The organism is Streptomyces sp. NPDC001920 (assembly GCF_053594495.1).
Genome location: NZ_JBSFEP010000013.1, coordinates 62,956 through 78,179, shown reverse-complemented (window position 1 = coordinate 78,179; position 15,224 = coordinate 62,956). Strand labels below are relative to the sequence as shown.

The following is a 15,224-nucleotide window of genomic DNA, read 5'->3' as shown; positions in this document are numbered from 1 at the left end:
AGGGTGTGTGCCTCCTCTTCGAGGACGCGCCGGTCGGTCGGGCGCCACGCTCGGCGCTCACGGGGGCGCCCGCGCTCGCCGGTGGCGGTCTGTGCCGTCGGCGCCCGGCGGGTGCGCGCCTGTGACGTCGACTCTTTCTGCGTGGCCTGTGCCCCCGATGCCGGTCCTTGACGTCGGCCCCTTTTGTCTGGCCCGTGCCGGGTGGCGTCCGCCTGCGAGGCCCGCGGCGTGCCTGCCCGTGAGGTCCGTGCCCGGCGGTGTCTGCTCGTGAGACGGCGTCCGCTCGTGCAGCCCGCGCCCGGCGAATGCCCACCCGTGTCGTTCGAACCCGCGTCCCCCGGCTCAGCACGAACCCCGCCGCTGCCCGGACGCCCGCAGCCCCGGAGCGCCAGAGCTCGCTCACCGCGGCACGGGTACCCCCAGCACCGGCAGCAACCGCGACGGGCCCCTGTGCAGCAACCAGGGCGGCAGCAGCGCGAGCGGATCCAGGTAGGCCTCACCTCTCCGCAGCCCCCAGTGCACGCACGTCCCCGCGCAGTGCGACCCGGTCGGCTCCACCGTGCCCACGACCTGGCCCGCCTCCACCTCGTCGCCTTTCGCCACGGTCGCCCGCACCGGCTCGTACGTCGTCCGCAAGGGTGGACTTCCCGTCCCCGTGAGCTCCACCGAGACCACCCCCTTTCCCGCGACCCGGCCCGCGAAGGACACCCGTCCGGCCGCCACCGCCCGTACCGGGGTTGCGGCAGCGGCCGCCAGATCGACGCCGCGGTGGCCGCGGGCGTACGGGGAGGCAGGGGGTTCCCAACCGCGGAGGATCGAGGGGCGTGAGGCCACGGGCCAGGTGCGCCCGATCGGCGCAACCACAGGCGCCGGGGCCGGCTCCGCGCGGGCCGTCGTGGCGGTCGGGGTCAGCCGCGGGGCCGGTGCCAGCAGGACGGCCGCCGTCAGGAGCAGCAGCAGAATCAGCCGCCCGCACACCCTCACCGCGCCGCCCGCCCGGGTCGTTCCCGGCTTCCTCGCACATCGATTCGCTCGCATGGCAGAACGGTCGCGCATGTCCGTCGATCATGGCCGGGATCTGTGGACGACTCCCGGGTTGTGGACATCGGCGTCACCCGCCGCCTCGCGGGTCCCGTACACTTCTTCTGGCGATCCGGGTCACCGGGTCGACTTCGCACGCCCCGATACGGCCACCGGAAACGGTCCGTGTCAGCGCCCCTCGGTCCTTCGTGGCACGGCGCATGCGGGCGTCAGGCGCGGGAGCCGTCCGGCATCCGCGGCACAACCGAGAACATTCAAGGAGATACGGCCATGGCCGTCGTCACGATGCGGGAGCTGCTGGAGAGCGGCGTCCACTTCGGTCACCAGACCCGTCGTTGGAACCCGAAGATGAAGCGCTTCATCTTCACCGAGCGCAACGGCATCTACATCATCGACCTGCTCCAGTCGCTGTCGTACATCGACCGCGCCTACGAGTTCGTCAAGGAGACCGTCGCCCACGGTGGCACGGTCATGTTCGTCGGCACCAAGAAGCAGGCGCAGGAGGCCATCGCCGAGCAGGCCACCCGCGTCGGCATGCCCTACGTCAACCAGCGCTGGCTGGGCGGCATGCTCACCAACTTCTCGACGGTCTACAAGCGTCTGCAGCGCCTGAAGGAGCTTGAGCAGATCGACTTCGAGGACGTCGCGTCCTCCGGTCTGACCAAGAAGGAGCTGCTGGTCCTCTCCCGCGAGAAGGCCAAGCTGGAGAAGACCCTCGGCGGTATCCGCGAGATGCAGAAGGTGCCCAGCGCCGTCTGGATCGTGGACACCAAGAAGGAGCACATCGCCGTTGGTGAGGCCCGGAAGCTCAACATTCCGGTCGTCGCGATCCTCGACACCAACTGCGACCCCGACGAGGTCGACTACAAGATCCCGGGCAACGACGACGCGATCCGCTCCGTCACCCTGCTCACCCGTGTGATCGCCGACGCCGTCGCCGAGGGCCTCATCGCCCGTTCCGGCGTGGCGACGGAGGGCAAGGGCGAGAAGGCCGCGGGCGAGCCGCTCGCCGAGTGGGAGCGCGACCTGCTCGAGGGCGAGAAGAAGGCTGAGCCCCAGGAGGCCGCCCCGGCCGCCGCCGAGGCGCCCGCTGCCGAGGCCCCCGCCGCTGAGGCTCCGGCCGCCGAGGGCGAGCAGGCCTGACCGTCTTGTCAGCGTTGACGGCGGGAGCGGTCCTGCGACCAGTCAAGTCCGCTCCCGCCGTTCACCCGTAGGTCAGCGGTGGGCAGCGACCTCCGTCCACAGTTGAGGTCGCACCCCGTAGATCTTCGATCTTCCAGACTTCGAGAAAGATTCACAGACTCATGGCGAACTACACCGCCGCCGACGTCAAGAAGCTCCGTGAGCTCACGGGCGCCGGCATGATGGACTGCAAGAAGGCGCTGGACGAGGCCGAGGGCAACGTCGAGAAGGCCGTCGAGGCGCTCCGCATCAAGGGCCAGAAGGGCGTCGCCAAGCGTGAGGGCCGCTCCGCCGAGAACGGCGCCGTGGTCTCGATCATCGCTGACGACAACTCCTCCGGTGTCCTCGTCGAGCTGAAGTGCGAGACGGACTTCGTCGCCAAGGGCGAGAAGTTCCAGGCCGTCGCCACCGCGATCGCCGAGCACGTCGCCAAGACCTCCCCGGCCGACATCGAGGCCCTGCTCGCCTCCGAGATCGAGGCCGGCAAGACCGTCCAGGCGTTCGTGGACGAGGCCAACGCCAACCTCGGCGAGAAGATCGTGCTGGACCGCTTCGCGCAGTTCGCCGACGGCTTCGTGATCGCGTACATGCACCGCACGATGCCCGACCTGCCCCCGCAGATCGGTGTCCTCGTCGAGCTGGACAAGCCGAACGCCGAGGTCGCCAAGGGCGTCGCCCAGCACATCGCCGCCTTCGCGCCGAAGTACCTCTCCAAGGAGGACGTCCCGGCCGAGGTCATCGAGTCCGAGCGTCGTATCGCCGAGGAGACCACCCGCGCCGAGGGCAAGCCCGAGGCCGCGATCGCCAAGATCGTCGAGGGTCGGGTGAACGGCTTCTTCAAGGACGCCACGCTGCTCGGTCAGCCGTACGCGCTCGACAACAAGAAGTCGGTCCAGAAGGTCCTGGACGAGGCCGGTGTCACCCTGAAGCGCTTCACGCGCATCAAGGTCGGCATCTGAGTCCGTACCGCGATCGACGCTCGACCCCGATAGGGTCGAAGGCAGTCGTCAGCATCCATGACGGATGCCGTCACCACGCACGCGCGCGTGACGGACGACAGCAGATCTGACGAGGAGGCCATTGCCGCGCATGGGATGCGAAACACGCCCGGGCCGGCAGTGGCCTTCTTCGTATGTGCACCACGTAACAAAGGCGGGATCTCGATGACCACCAAGGCCCAGAAGAGCGACGACGGCAAAGTACACGGCCGGTTTCTGCTGAAGCTGTCCGGAGAGGCCTTCTCCGGTGGCGGGGGACTCGGCGTCGACCCGGACGTGGTGCACAAGATCGCCCGCGAGATCGCCGCCGTCGTGCGCGACGGCGCGCAGGTCGCGGTCGTCATCGGCGGTGGCAACTTCTTCCGCGGCGCCGAACTGCAGCAGCGCGGCATGGACCGGGCCCGCTCCGACTACATGGGCATGCTCGGTACCGTGATGAACTGCCTCGCCCTCCAGGACTTCCTGGAGAAGGAGGGCATCGACAGCCGGGTCCAGACCGCCATCACCATGGGCCAGGTCGCCGAGCCGTACATCCCGCTGCGGGCCGTGCGCCACCTGGAGAAGGGCCGTGTGGTCATCTTCGGCGCCGGTATGGGCATGCCGTACTTCTCCACCGACACCACCGCCGCCCAGCGCGCCCTGGAGATCGACGCCGAGGCGCTGCTCATGGGCAAGAACGGCGTGGACGGGGTCTACGACGCCGACCCCAAGACCAATCCCGACGCGGTCAAGTTCGACTCCCTCGGCTACGGCGAGGTCATCACCCGCGACCTGAAGGTCGCCGACGCCACCGCCATCACCCTGTGCCGCGACAACAACCTGCCGATCCTCGTCTTCGAGCTTCTGACGGAGGGCAATATCGCCCGCGCCGTCAAGGGTGAGAAGATCGGCACGCTCGTGGGTGAGCAGGGCAGCCAGGGCTGACGCCCGAGTACCACCCCGTCCGGGGGACGGACGGGACGGACCCTGACCGGGGGATGGACAATGTCCTGCCGGTCGGGAACCGTGCAGGAAGAAGACGCGACGCAGCCGGCCGCCGCCCTCCATCCAGGAACCGCAGCCGGGCCTTTACTCAAGACGCAGGAGCAAGTGGTGATCGAAGAGACCCTCCTCGAGGCCGAGGAGAAGATGGAGAAGGCCGTCGTGGTCGCCAAGGAGGACTTCGCCGCGATCCGCACCGGCCGTGCGCACCCGGCGATGTTCAACAAGATCGTGGCCGACTACTACGGTGCGCCGACGCCGATCAACCAGCTGGCTTCGTTCTCCGTGCCGGAGCCGCGCATGGCGGTCGTGACCCCGTTCGACAAGACCGCGCTGCGCAACATCGAGCAGGCGATCCGGGACTCCGACCTGGGCGTCAACCCGAGCAACGACGGCAACATCATCCGAGTGGTGTTCCCCGAGCTCACCGAGGAGCGCCGCCGCGACTACATCAAGGTCGCCAAGGGCAAGGCCGAGGACGCGCGGGTGTCCATCCGCTCCGTCCGCCGCAAGGCGAAGGACGCCATCGACAAGCTGATCAAGGACGGCGAGATCGGCGAGGACGAGGGCCGCCGCGCGGAGAAGGAGCTCGACGACACCACGCACAAGTACGTTGCTCAGGTGGACGAGCTCCTCAAGCACAAGGAAGCTGAGCTGCTCGAGGTCTGATGAACGACTCTTCCTGGGGCGCTCCGCCACAAGCCGGGCAGGCCGGGTACTGGGGGGCCGCCGAGCGTGGACCTGTCCAGGGGGCTGCCCCGGCGGGTCCCACGTACGATGCGCCTGAGGCGCAGCAGACTCGCCCCATGCCCATCGTGCCCGAGGTACCCGCGTACGGCGGAGACCAGGATGACGACCGGGGGGCCGCTCGGCTGAGCGGCCCCTTGTTCCGCGACCAGCCGCCGCAGCCGCGGCCTTACGACACGCCGCAGGCGCGGCCCTTCGAGGCGGCGCCGCAGAATCCGGAGCCCATGCCCGACGCCCCGCAGCCGGCGCCCCCGCCGCAGAAGAAGAGCGCGGGGCGCGACCTGGGTGCGGCCATAGGGGTGGGTGTCGGACTCGGCGTGGTGATCGTCGCGTCGCTGTTCGTCGTCAAGGCCGTGTTCGTCGGCGTGGTCGCGGTCGCCGTGGTCGTGGGCCTGTGGGAGCTGACGAAGCGGCTCGAAGAGCGCAAGGGCATCAAGGCGCCGCTCGTGCCGCTCGCGGTCGGCGGTGCGGCCATGGTCGTCGCCGGGTACGTCCGGGGCGCCGAGGGCGCCTGGGTGTCGATGGCGCTGACCGCGCTGGCCGTACTGGTCTGGCGGATGACGGAGCCGCCCGAGGGCTACCTCAAGGACGTCACCGCGGGCGTCTTCGCAGCGTTCTACGTACCGTTCCTGGCCACGTTCGTCGCGATGATGCTCACCGCTGAGGACGGGGCCTTCCGGGTCCTGACGTTCCTGCTCCTGACGGTCGTCAGCGACACCGGCGCGTACGCCGTCGGCTGGCGCTTCGGCAAGCACAAGCTGGCCCCGCGTATCAGCCCGGGCAAGACCCGCGAGGGCCTGCTCGGCGCGGTGAGCTTCGCGATGGTGGCGGGCGCGCTGTGCATGGAGTTCCTGATCGACGACGGAGCCTGGTGGCAGGGTCTGCTGCTGGGCCTCGCGGTGGCGGCCAGCGCCACGCTCGGAGATCTCGGCGAGTCCATGATCAAACGGGACCTGGGCATCAAGGACATGGGCACCTTGCTGCCGGGCCACGGTGGAATCATGGACCGACTGGACTCGCTGCTGCCCACGGCACCCGTGGTGTGGCTGCTGATGGTGATCTTCGTGGGGTCGGGCTGACGAAGCCGTGACCGGAAGCCCTCGCTCTTGAGCGGGGGCTTTCTGCCGTGGTGCCCCCGGCCTCGCGGTGGGACGATGCGGGTGTACGTCATCGAAGGCACCCGAAGGGGGTCGTCATGACCGCCATCCGAGAAGTCATCGACGTCGACTGCACGCCGGCTGAGCTCTACGCGTATGTCACCGACCCGTCCCACCTGCCGGAATGGCAGCTGAGCGCGGTCTCAGCGGAGCGGCTCGACGAGGGGCCCGTCCACACCGGCTCACAGGTCCGGGTCACCCGCCGCATCGGAAGCCGCCAGATTCCGATGACCATGGAGTTCGACGAACTCGACCCACCGCACAGCTGGGATATGCACGGGGTCGACGGTCCCATCCGGCCCCGGACCCACGGCGAGATCGAACCGCTCGACGGCGGGCGCCGGTCCCGGCTGACGATAGACATCGATTTCGAGGGACACGGCCTGGGCAAGGCTCTGGTGCCCCTCGTCGTCCGCCCACAGGTCCGCAAGGAACTGCCCCGCGACGAGCGACTGCTCAAGGACAGGCTGGAGGGCACGGGCGGCTGAGGGCGGACGAGCAGGACCGGGTCACCTACGGCGGGCGTCACCCCTGGCCGCCGCCTCGTCCTCGAAGAAGGCGACGGGCAGGTCGGCACCCGGTCCAGGCCGTCGGCCGTCACCGGTTCCCAGACGGCCCCCGTGCGACCGCCGCTGCCGCTCTCAGCTGCGACGACAGCCGTCGAAAGCCAGGGCCGCAGGTCACCTGATTGGATCTGCGACACTGGTACAGCCATGCCTAAGCCCGGAGAACTCACTTTCGTCGCCCCGCGCGGAGCCAAGAAGCCGCCGCGGCATCTTGCCGATCTCACGCCCGGAGAGCGCAAGGACGCCGTTGCCGCGATCGGCGAGAAGCCGTTTCGTGCCAAGCAGCTCTCGCAGCACTACTTCGCGCGGTACGCGCACGAACCGGAGCAGTGGACCGACATCCCCGCCGGTTCGCGCGACAAGCTGCGCGAGGAGCTGTTCCCCGAGCTGATGACCGTCGTACGGCATCTGTCGACCGACCAGGGCGACACGCGCAAGACGCTGTGGCGGCTGTTCGACGGGACGCTCGTCGAGTCGGTGCTGATGCGGTACCCGGACCGGGTCACGATGTGCATCAGCTCGCAGGCGGGGTGCGGGATGAACTGCCCGTTCTGCGCGACCGGGCAGGCGGGGCTGGACCGGAATCTGTCCACCGCCGAGATCGTCCACCAGATCGTGGACGGGATGCGGGCGCTGCGGGACGGAGAGGTGCCGGGCGGGCCCGCGAGGCTGTCCAACATCGTCTTCATGGGGATGGGCGAGCCGCTCGCCAACTACAACCGGGTCGTGGGGGCAATCCGGCGGCTGACCGATCCCGAGCCCGACGGGCTGGGGCTGTCCCAGCGCGGGATCACCGTCTCGACGGTCGGGCTCGTCCCGGCCATCCACCGGTTCGCCGACGAGGGCTTCAAGTGCCGGCTCGCCATCTCGCTGCACGCCCCCGACGACGAGCTGCGCGACACCCTCGTCCCCGTGAACACGCGGTGGAAGGTGCGGGAGGTCCTCGACGCCGGGTTCGAGTACGTCGCGAAGAGCGGACGGCGGCTGTCCATCGAGTACGCCCTCATCCGGGACATCAACGACCAGGCCTGGCGCGGTGACCGGCTCGGGCGGCTGCTCAAGGGCAAGCCCGTGCATGTGAACCTGATTCCGCTGAACCCGACTCCGGGCTCGAAGTGGACCGCCTCCCGGCCCGAGGACGAGAAGGCGTTCGTCGAAGCCATCGCCGCGCATGGTGTGCCGGTGACGATTCGGGACACCCGTGGTCAGGAGATCGACGGGGCGTGCGGGCAGCTCGCCGCGACCGAGCGGTAGTCTGACCGCCGTAAGAACATCTGCATATTCCGACAGGGGAGCGCCACAGCGCTGAGAGTGCGGCACCGGCCGCAGACCCTCCGAACCTGGCCCAGGTCATTCTGGGTAGGGAGATCGGTCACCACTCAAGCTGTTGCGCCCTGCCCGGAGCCCTGGGGTTTCCGGGCAGGGCCGCGTCTCTTCCTGGTCACTCCAGGAGGAATCAGTGAGCATCACCAAGTACAAGGCCACGGCCTCGCTCGCCGGTCTCGGTCTTCTCGCGCTGCCCGCGCTGGCCGCGTGCGGATCGTCCGACGGCGACGGCGCGGGCGCCAGCGGCGGTGGTTCCAAGACCGTCACGCTGGTCAGCCACAACTCGTGGGCCGTGTCCAAGGACGTCCTCGCCGCCTTCGAGAAGAAGTCCGGCTACAAGGTCAAGGTCCTGGAGGACGGCGACGCCGGGCAGGCCGTCAACAAGGCGATCCTGACCAAGGACAACCCGCAGGGCGACGTCCTCTTCGGCGTCGACAACACCCTGCTCTCCCGCGCGCTCGACAACGGGCTTTTCCAGTCGTACGAGGCCAAGGGCTCCGACCAGGTCCTGCCCGAGTACCGGGTCGACCAGGACAAGCACCGGGTGACGCCCGTGGACACCGGCGACATCTGCGTCAACTACGACAAGGCGTACTTCAGCGAGCACAAGCTGACCCCGCCATCCTCCTTCGACGACCTGGTCAAGCCCGAGTACCGGAACCTCCTCGTCACCGAGAACGCCTCCACCTCCTCGCCGGGCCTGGGCTTCCTGCTCGGCACCGCCGCCAGGTACGGCGACGACGGCTGGCAGGACTACTGGAAAAAGCTGAAGGTCAACGGCGTCAAGGTCGTCGACGGCTGGGAGCAGGCCTACAACGAGGAGTTCTCCGGCTCCGCGGGCGGCAAGAAGGCCAAGGCCGACCGGCCGCTCGTCGTGTCGTACGCCTCCTCACCGCCCGCCGAGGTGATCTACGCCGACCCCAAGCCGACCACCGCGCCCACGGGCGTCGCGACCGGCACCTGCTTCCGCCAGGTCGAGTACGCGGGCCTGCTGAGCAACGCCCGGAACGCCGAGGGCGGCAAGGCGCTCCTCGACTTCCTGCTGAGCAGGACGTTCCAGGAGGACATGCCGCTCAACATGTTCGTCTACCCGGTGCGCGAGGGCGCCCAGGTGCCGCCGGAGTTCACTAAGTACGGCCCGCAGGCGGAGGACCCCGAGACGATGGCCCCGGCGAAGATCGCCGACAACCGTGACGACTGGGTCAAGTCGTGGACCTCGCTCGTACTGAAGTAGCGGTCTGGCGCAAGAGGGCCACGCGGAGCGCGGCGGTGCGGCTCGGCCTCGTCGCCGTGCCCGTCGCGTTCTTCGCGGTCTTCTTCGCCTATCCCGTCGCCGCCATCGTCGCGCGCGGTCTGAAGGTCGACGGGGCATGGCAGTTCGGGCGGCTGGCGGACGTGCTCGGGCAGTCCGACATCCGGCACGTCCTGTGGTTCACCACCTGGCAGGCCCTCGCCTCCACCGCGCTGACCCTGCTGATCGCGTTGCCGGGCGCGTACGTCTTCGCACGCTTCGACTTCCCCGGCAAGCAGATCCTGCGGGCCCTGGTGACCGTCCCCTTCGTGCTGCCGACGGTCGTCGTCGGCACGGCGTTCCTCGCGCTGGTCGGCCGCGGCGGACTCCTCGACGAGCTGTGGGGCGTACGGCTGGACACCAGCGTGTGGGCGATCCTCCTGGCGCATGTCTTCTTCAACTATGCCGTCGTCGTCAGGACCGTCGGCGGGCTCTGGTCCCAGCTCGACCCGCGCCAGGAGGAAGCCGCGCGGATGCTCGGAGCGTCACGCCTCACCGCCTGGCGGACCGTGACCCTCCCTGCGCTGGCGCCCGCCGTGGCCGCTGCCGCGCTCATGGTCTTCCTGTTCACCTTCACCTCCTTCGGCGTGGTGCAGATCCTCGGCGGACCCACCTTCTCCACCCTCGAAGTGGAGATCTACCGGCAGACCTCCGAGATCTTCGACCTGTCCACGGCCGCCGTCCTGACGATGATCCAGTTCCTGGCGGTGGGCGCAATCCTCGCCGTGCACGCCTGGACGGTACGGCGGCGGGAGAGCGCCTTGCGTCTGGTGGACGCGTCCGTGACAGCGCGCAGGCCACGGGGTGCGGGGCAGTGGGCGCTGCTCGCCGGTGTCCTGGCCGTCGTCGCGGTACTGGTGCTGCTGCCGCTCGCCGTCCTGGTCCAGCGGTCGCTGGACGCCCCCGACTTCGGCTACTACCGGGCGCTGACCGACGCCGACGGCGGGGTCTTCCTCGTCGCGCCGATCGAGGCGATCGGCAACTCGCTGCAGTACGCGGTCGTCGCCACGCTCATCGCCGTGCTGATCGGCGCTCTGGCCGCCGCCGCGCTGACCCGGCGGGACGCGGGCCGGTTCGTGCGGGGCTTCGACGCGCTGCTGATGCTGCCGCTCGGGGTGTCCGCGGTGACGGTCGGGTTCGGGTTCCTGATCGCCCTGGACGAGCCGCCGTTCGATCTGCGCGGTACGTGGATCCTGGTGCCGCTGGCCCAGGCGCTGGTCGGCGTGCCCTTCGTAGTACGGACCATGCTGCCCGTGCTGCGGGCCGTGGACCAGCGGTTGCGGGAGGCGGCCGCGGTGCTCGGGGCCTCGCCCTGGCGGGTCTGGCGGGAGATCGACCTGCCGATGGTACGGCGGGCGTTGCTGATCGCGGCCGGGTTCGCCTTCGCGGTGTCGCTGGGGGAGTTCGGCGCGACCGTCTTCATCGCCCGGCCCGACAACCCGACGCTGCCGGTCGCCGTGGCACGGCTGCTGGGGCGGGCCGGTGAGCTCAACTACGGCCAGGCGATGGCCCTTTCGACGGTGCTGATGGTGGTGTGCGCGGTGGCCCTGCTGGTGCTGGAGCGGCTGCGGACCGACCGGACCGGGGAGTTCTAGATGCTGCTGAGCCTGCAAGGTGCGACGGTCCGCTTCGGTGGGCGGGCGGTGCTCGACGCCGTCGACCTGGACGTCGCCGAGCACGAGATCGTGTGCGTGCTCGGGCCCAGCGGCAGCGGCAAGTCGACGCTGCTGCGGACGGTGGCGGGGCTCCAGCCCCTCGACGCCGGGCGGGTGTCGCTCGACGGGCGGGACCAGGCCGGGGTGCCCGCGCACAAGCGGGGCGTGGGGCTGATGTTCCAGGACCATCAGCTGTTCCCGCAGCGGGACGTCGGCGGCAACGTGGCCTTCGGGGCGCGGATGCACGGCGCCTCCAGGGGGGAACAGGACGAGCGTGTACGGGAGTTGCTGGACCTGGTCGGGCTGCCGGGTGCCGCCCGCCGAGCCGTCGCCTCGCTCTCCGGCGGGGAGCAGCAGCGGGTGGCGCTGGCGCGTGCGCTCGCGCCCCGGCCGCGGCTGCTGATGCTGGACGAGCCGCTGGGCCAGCTCGACCGCTCGCTGCGGGAGCGTCTGGTCGTCGAACTGCGTGAGTTGTTCGGCCGGTTGGGGACCACCGTGCTGGCGGTGACCCACGACCAGGGGGAGGCCTTCGCGCTCGCCGACCGGGTCGTGGTGATGAGGGACGGGCGGATCGCTCAGAGCGGGACGCCACTTGAGGTGTGGCAGCGGCCGGTGGACGAGTTCGTGGCCCGCTTCCTCGGCTTCGACAACGTGATCGCGGGCACGGTGCTCGGTGAGGCCGCGGACACGGCCTGGGGCAAGCTGCCGGTCGGCGCGGGCACCGCCCAGGGGCCGCGGACCCTGCTCGTACGGCCGGCCGGAGTGCGGCTCGTGACCGCCGACGAGGGCCTGCGCTGCACGGTCACCGCGCGGACGTTCAAGGGCACACATGTCGCCCTGCACCTCCAGCCGGAGGACGCGCCACGGCTGGAAGCGGCCTGTGCGCTGCGGGAGGCCCCGGCGGTCGGGGACACGGTCGGCGTGGAGTTCGACGCGGCGGAAACTGTCGTGCTCGGCTGATCGGCTCGCGCATAGGGTCGGCGCATGACGTCTCTCCCGCATGATCGCTACTGCGATGAAATAGCCCACCAGGTCGCACTGTTGAGGGCCGTGGTGACCTCCGGCGCCGATCTGTCGACCACTGTGCCGACCTGCCCCGACTGGTCGCTGGAGCAGCTCGTACGGCACACCGGCGGGGCCCTGCGCTGGGCGGAACTGATGGTGCGTACGCGGGCCGAGGAGGAGATCGACGAGGAGCGGGTCCCCGGGGCGGGCGGCCCCGAGGGCGAGGGGGACGCCGCCGCGCTGGACGACTGGCTCGCGGAGAGCGGCGAGATGATCGTCGGCACGCTGCGGGAGGCCGGGCCGGACGCCGGGGTGTGGGGGTGGGCGGGGGCCCACGACGCCGGGTTCTGGGCCCGTCGTATGACGCACGAGCTCACCGTCCACCGCGCGGACGCGACGCTCGCCGCCGGACTGCCCTACGAGGTCGCGCCGGAGGTGGCCGCCGACGCGGTCGACGAGTGGCTCCAGATCGTCGAGTGGGCCCAGCGGACGATCCCGGACGACCCGGCACGGGAGTTGCACCGCCCCGGGAGCAGCATCCATCTGCACGCCACCGACGCCGGCGCCGTGCACGGCGAGTGGTTCATCGACCTGTCCGGCGAGGTCGTCGCCTGGCGGCGCGGCCACGAGAAGGCGACCGTCGCCCTGCGCGGCCCCCTCACCGCCGTGCTGCTCGCCTTCTACCGGCGGCTGCCGCTGGACAGCCCCGAGGTGGAGGTGCTCGGCGAGCGGGAGTTGCTGGAGTTCTGGCTGGAGCGGGCCACCTTCGGCTGACGGCGCCCGGGAACGCGACGGGCCCGCCCCCGGTGAACGGGGACGGGCCACAAGGGTGTCGCTCGGTGTGGCTGCGGGTCAGCGGTCGCCGTTCGCCCCGCGCCGGCGCAGACCGAAGAAGATCGCGCCACCGCCGACCGCCACCAGGGCGACCGCGATGCCGGCGATCAGGCCGGTGTTGGAGTTCGCCCCGGTCTCGGCGAGGTTGGAGTCACCGGCCGCCGGGGACGGGGCGTTGCTCTCGGTGCCCGCGGGGGCGGTGCTCTCGCTCTGTGAGGGGGTCGGGGCCGGGGTGTCGGTCTCCTCGGCCGGGGTCGAGGCGGAGGCCGACGGGGTCGGCTTCTGCGGCGGGGCCGGCGGCTTCTCCTCGTCCTTCTTGCAGGCCGTCGACGGCGTCGTCAGGTTCGGCTTGATGTCCTCGTCGACATAGCCGACCGCCTTGACGTGGACGCGGTACTCCGCGTCCGGCTTCCAGTCCTCCGCGAAGGTGATGGTGACGCCCTCGCGCGAGCCCTTGACCACCTGCTCGCCGACCTTCTTCAGGTCCGCGCCGTTGTTCTGCAGGAACACGCTGACGGTCGCGGGGATGCCGCTGGGGTCCACGTCGGTGACGGTGATGACGCCCTTGGCGCCGTCGCACTTGGCTTCGGCGGAGAATTCACTGATGTCGCACGCGAGAGCGTTGCCGGCGAGGCCGAGCGTCAGCGCGGCCGACGCGGAGGCAACACCCAGAGCGCGCATGGAACGCGCGACAGTACGGCGGTTTATGGACACGTTTGTCCTTACGAGTTGCATCACTGAGGGGGGTTGAACGGAGGCGGCGATGCGTCATCGCCGTCCCACAGCAGTCTCACTGGTTTATAAGCGTGACATAAGCAGTGTCAACGCATATGCGGTCCACAGGTGTTGGCTTTGCCTTCTTGTTAACCACCGAGACGTTTCAACGCCTCCGGAGCCTCTTCGATCCGGTCGACCAGGGCGATGCGCGACTCCATCGACCGGTCCCGGGCCAGCGACTTCAGCAGCGGCCACGCCGGCAGCTTCTCGGTCCAGTGCGTGCGGTCCACCAGAACCATGGGCGTGGGCTCGCCCCGCGACTCGTAGTAGTTCGGCGTGGCGTTGTCGAAGATCTCCTGTACGGTCCCGGCGGCGCCCGGCAGGAAGACGACGCCCGCGTTCGAACGGGCCAGCAGGCCGTCCTCGCGGGTGGCGTTGGCGAAGTACTTGGCGATGTGCGAGGCGAAGGGGTTCGGCGGCTCGTGGCCGTAGAACCAGGTCGGGATGCCGACGGAACGGCCCCCCTGCGGCCAGCGCCCGCGCACCTCGAAGGCGACCGCCGCCCAGTTCGTGACGGAGGGCGTGAACATGGGCGCCTTCGCCAGCAGCGCGAGGGCGTCGGCGAGCATGCCGTCGTCGTGAGGGGCGGCGTACGCGCCGAGGTTGGCCGCCTCCATCGCGCCCGGGCCGCCACCGGTGGCGACCGTGAAGCCCGCGCGGGTCAGTTCCCTGCCGAGCCGAGCGGCGCCCTCGTACTGCGCGGTGCCTCGGCGCATCGCGTGGCCACCCATGACGCCCACCACCCGGGCGCCGGACAGCAGTTCGTCGAGCGCGTCCGACACGGAGTCGTCGTGTACGGCGCGCAACATGGACGCGTAGATGTCGCCGTCCGCCTTGGTCCGCTGGAACCAGGCGTAGGAGCGCGCGTCGGGTGTGGCCTCGTAACCGTCCGCCAGGGACGCGAAGAGCTCGTCGGGGGAGTAGACGTGACCCCGGTACGGGTCGAAGGGCAGGTCGGGTATCGGAGGGAAGACCAGCGCACCGTCCGCACGGATCTTCGCCGCCGCGTCCTCGCGCATCGGGCAGCCGAGGAAGACGGCTCCCGCCGTGTCCGTGGTGAGCAGTTCGCGCGTACGGTCCGTCAGGTCGACGGCCTGGACGCGGAATCCGGTGAGGCTGCCGCGTGCGGAGACGGTCGCGTCGAACTCCTCCAGCGTCTCTATCTCACGGTCGTTGTGGTGGGCCGCATGAGCGGGCATTGTCTGCACCCGCCCATGCTAGGCACCCCACGAGAGCCGGTTGGGCTCAGCCCTCGACGGCCGCCGGGTCCATCCAGACGACCTCCCAGGTGTGGCCGTCGAGGTCGTCGAAGCCACGGCCGTACATGAAGTCCATGTCCTGGACCTTGTCCGACGCGGTGCCACCGGCGGCGACGGCCTTGTCGACCAACTCGTCCACCTTCGCGCGGCTCTCGGCGCTCAGGCAGATCAGCACCTCACTGGTGCGCGTGGCGTCCGCGATCTCCTTCTGGGTGAAGGTCGAGTAGAACGGCTTGGTGAGCAGCATGGCGACAATGGTGTCGCTGATCACGACGGAGGCGGCGTTCTCGTCGCTGAACTGAGGGTTGATCGAGTAACCGAGCTCCGTGAAGAACTTCTTCGAGGCGTCGAGGTCGTTCACGGGCAGGTTCACGAAGATCATCTGCTGGTAGGCCGTGGTCATCG

General features: G+C 69.9%; 15 protein-coding genes and 1 riboswitch. Of the genes, 11 read left to right on the top strand and 4 right to left on the bottom strand.

Annotated elements, in window-relative coordinates; translation table 11 throughout:
* Positions 1-399 precede the first annotated feature (399 nt).
* Positions 400-1,038, bottom strand: coding sequence for a peptidoglycan DD-metalloendopeptidase family protein (locus ACWCPI_RS22910; RefSeq protein WP_451039857.1), 639 nt, complete (start codon positions 1,036-1,038; stop codon positions 400-402).
* Positions 1,039-1,311: 273 nt separating this feature from the next.
* Here ACWCPI_RS22910 and rpsB point away from each other — a divergent pair, with 273 nt between their 5' ends.
* From rpsB to ACWCPI_RS22855, 11 genes are all read left to right on the top strand, one after another.
* The gene (gene rpsB, locus ACWCPI_RS22905) at positions 1,312-2,184 is read left to right on the top strand and encodes a 30S ribosomal protein S2 (protein WP_451039856.1); all 873 of its coding nucleotides are present in this window, start codon (positions 1,312-1,314) and stop codon (positions 2,182-2,184) included.
* 161 nt (positions 2,185-2,345) lie between these two features.
* On the top strand, positions 2,346-3,182 hold the full coding sequence (gene tsf, locus ACWCPI_RS22900; RefSeq protein ID WP_388800856.1) for a translation elongation factor Ts: 837 nt from the start codon (positions 2,346-2,348) through the stop codon (positions 3,180-3,182).
* Positions 3,183-3,386: 204 nt separating this feature from the next.
* The gene (gene pyrH / locus ACWCPI_RS22895; RefSeq protein ID WP_019757092.1) at positions 3,387-4,145 is read left to right on the top strand and encodes a UMP kinase; all 759 of its coding nucleotides are present in this window, start codon (positions 3,387-3,389) and stop codon (positions 4,143-4,145) included.
* Between the two features lie 168 nt (positions 4,146-4,313).
* Positions 4,314-4,871, top strand: a complete 558-nt coding sequence (gene frr / locus ACWCPI_RS22890) for a ribosome recycling factor (protein WP_062709224.1) — start codon at positions 4,314-4,316, stop codon at positions 4,869-4,871.
* Positions 4,871-6,028 (top strand): phosphatidate cytidylyltransferase, encoded by a 1,158-nt coding sequence (locus tag ACWCPI_RS22885; protein ID WP_451039855.1) that lies wholly within the window; start codon positions 4,871-4,873, stop codon positions 6,026-6,028. Before frr ends, ACWCPI_RS22885 begins: the two co-directional genes overlap by 1 nt.
* A gap of 116 nt (positions 6,029-6,144) precedes the next feature.
* Complete coding sequence (locus ACWCPI_RS22880; protein ID WP_451039854.1) at positions 6,145-6,594, top strand: SRPBCC family protein; 450 nt, start codon at positions 6,145-6,147, stop codon at positions 6,592-6,594.
* A 225-nt stretch (positions 6,595-6,819) separates the two neighbouring features.
* A complete protein-coding gene (gene rlmN, locus ACWCPI_RS22875) occupies positions 6,820-7,926 on the top strand; it encodes a 23S rRNA (adenine(2503)-C(2))-methyltransferase RlmN (RefSeq protein WP_451039853.1) in 1,107 nt (368 codons plus the stop codon).
* 24 nt (positions 7,927-7,950) lie between these two features.
* Positions 7,951-8,056: riboswitch (TPP riboswitch) on the top strand.
* A gap of 75 nt (positions 8,057-8,131) precedes the next feature.
* Positions 8,132-9,232, top strand: coding sequence for a thiamine ABC transporter substrate-binding protein (locus ACWCPI_RS22870; RefSeq protein ID WP_451039852.1), 1,101 nt, complete (start codon positions 8,132-8,134; stop codon positions 9,230-9,232).
* On the top strand, positions 9,208-10,884 hold the full coding sequence (locus ACWCPI_RS22865) for an ABC transporter permease (protein ID WP_451039851.1): 1,677 nt from the start codon (positions 9,208-9,210) through the stop codon (positions 10,882-10,884). The genes ACWCPI_RS22870 and ACWCPI_RS22865 overlap by 25 nt, the downstream gene beginning before the upstream one ends.
* Positions 10,885-11,904: an ABC transporter ATP-binding protein gene (locus ACWCPI_RS22860; RefSeq protein WP_451039850.1), complete on the top strand. Its 1,020-nt coding sequence runs from the start codon at positions 10,885-10,887 to the stop codon at positions 11,902-11,904.
* Positions 11,905-11,928: 24 nt separating this feature from the next.
* A complete protein-coding gene (locus tag ACWCPI_RS22855; RefSeq protein WP_451039849.1) occupies positions 11,929-12,723 on the top strand; it encodes a maleylpyruvate isomerase family mycothiol-dependent enzyme in 795 nt (264 codons plus the stop codon).
* Between the two features lie 78 nt (positions 12,724-12,801).
* On the opposite strand, the gene ACWCPI_RS22850 is transcribed toward ACWCPI_RS22855, so the two are convergent.
* The 3 genes from ACWCPI_RS22850 to ACWCPI_RS22840 form a co-directional block, all read right to left on the bottom strand.
* A complete protein-coding gene (locus tag ACWCPI_RS22850; protein ID WP_451039848.1) occupies positions 12,802-13,464 on the bottom strand; it encodes an LAETG motif-containing sortase-dependent surface protein in 663 nt (220 codons plus the stop codon).
* A 182-nt stretch (positions 13,465-13,646) separates the two neighbouring features.
* Positions 13,647-14,768, bottom strand: coding sequence for an LOG family protein (locus ACWCPI_RS22845; protein WP_451039847.1), 1,122 nt, complete (start codon positions 14,766-14,768; stop codon positions 13,647-13,649).
* 37 nt (positions 14,769-14,805) lie between these two features.
* A complete protein-coding gene (locus ACWCPI_RS22840) occupies positions 14,806-15,222 on the bottom strand; it encodes a VOC family protein (protein WP_451040014.1) in 417 nt (138 codons plus the stop codon).
* Positions 15,223-15,224: the final 2 nt, after the last annotated feature.

Bases quoted from the DNA above. Each gene is read 5' to 3' on its own strand.
- ACWCPI_RS22860 (WP_451039850.1), top strand. From the start codon at position 10,885: ATGCTGCTGAGCCTGCAAGGTGCGACGGTCCGCTTCGGTGGGCGGGCG.
- rpsB (WP_451039856.1), top strand. From the start codon at position 1,312: ATGGCCGTCGTCACGATGCGGGAGCTGCTGGAGAGCGGCGTCCACTTC.
- ACWCPI_RS22855 (WP_451039849.1), top strand. From the start codon at position 11,929: ATGACGTCTCTCCCGCATGATCGCTACTGCGATGAAATAGCCCACCAG.
- tsf (WP_388800856.1), top strand. From the start codon at position 2,346: ATGGCGAACTACACCGCCGCCGACGTCAAGAAGCTCCGTGAGCTCACG.
- ACWCPI_RS22885 (WP_451039855.1), top strand. From the start codon at position 4,871: ATGAACGACTCTTCCTGGGGCGCTCCGCCACAAGCCGGGCAGGCCGGG.
- rlmN (WP_451039853.1), top strand. From the start codon at position 6,820: ATGCCTAAGCCCGGAGAACTCACTTTCGTCGCCCCGCGCGGAGCCAAG.
- ACWCPI_RS22880 (WP_451039854.1), top strand. From the start codon at position 6,145: ATGACCGCCATCCGAGAAGTCATCGACGTCGACTGCACGCCGGCTGAG.
- pyrH (WP_019757092.1), top strand. From the start codon at position 3,387: ATGACCACCAAGGCCCAGAAGAGCGACGACGGCAAAGTACACGGCCGG.
- ACWCPI_RS22850 (WP_451039848.1), bottom strand. From the start codon at position 13,464: ATGCGCGCTCTGGGTGTTGCCTCCGCGTCGGCCGCGCTGACGCTCGGC.
- ACWCPI_RS22910 (WP_451039857.1), bottom strand. From the start codon at position 1,038: ATGCGAGCGAATCGATGTGCGAGGAAGCCGGGAACGACCCGGGCGGGC.
- ACWCPI_RS22840 (WP_451040014.1), bottom strand. From the start codon at position 15,222: ATGACCACGGCCTACCAGCAGATGATCTTCGTGAACCTGCCCGTGAAC.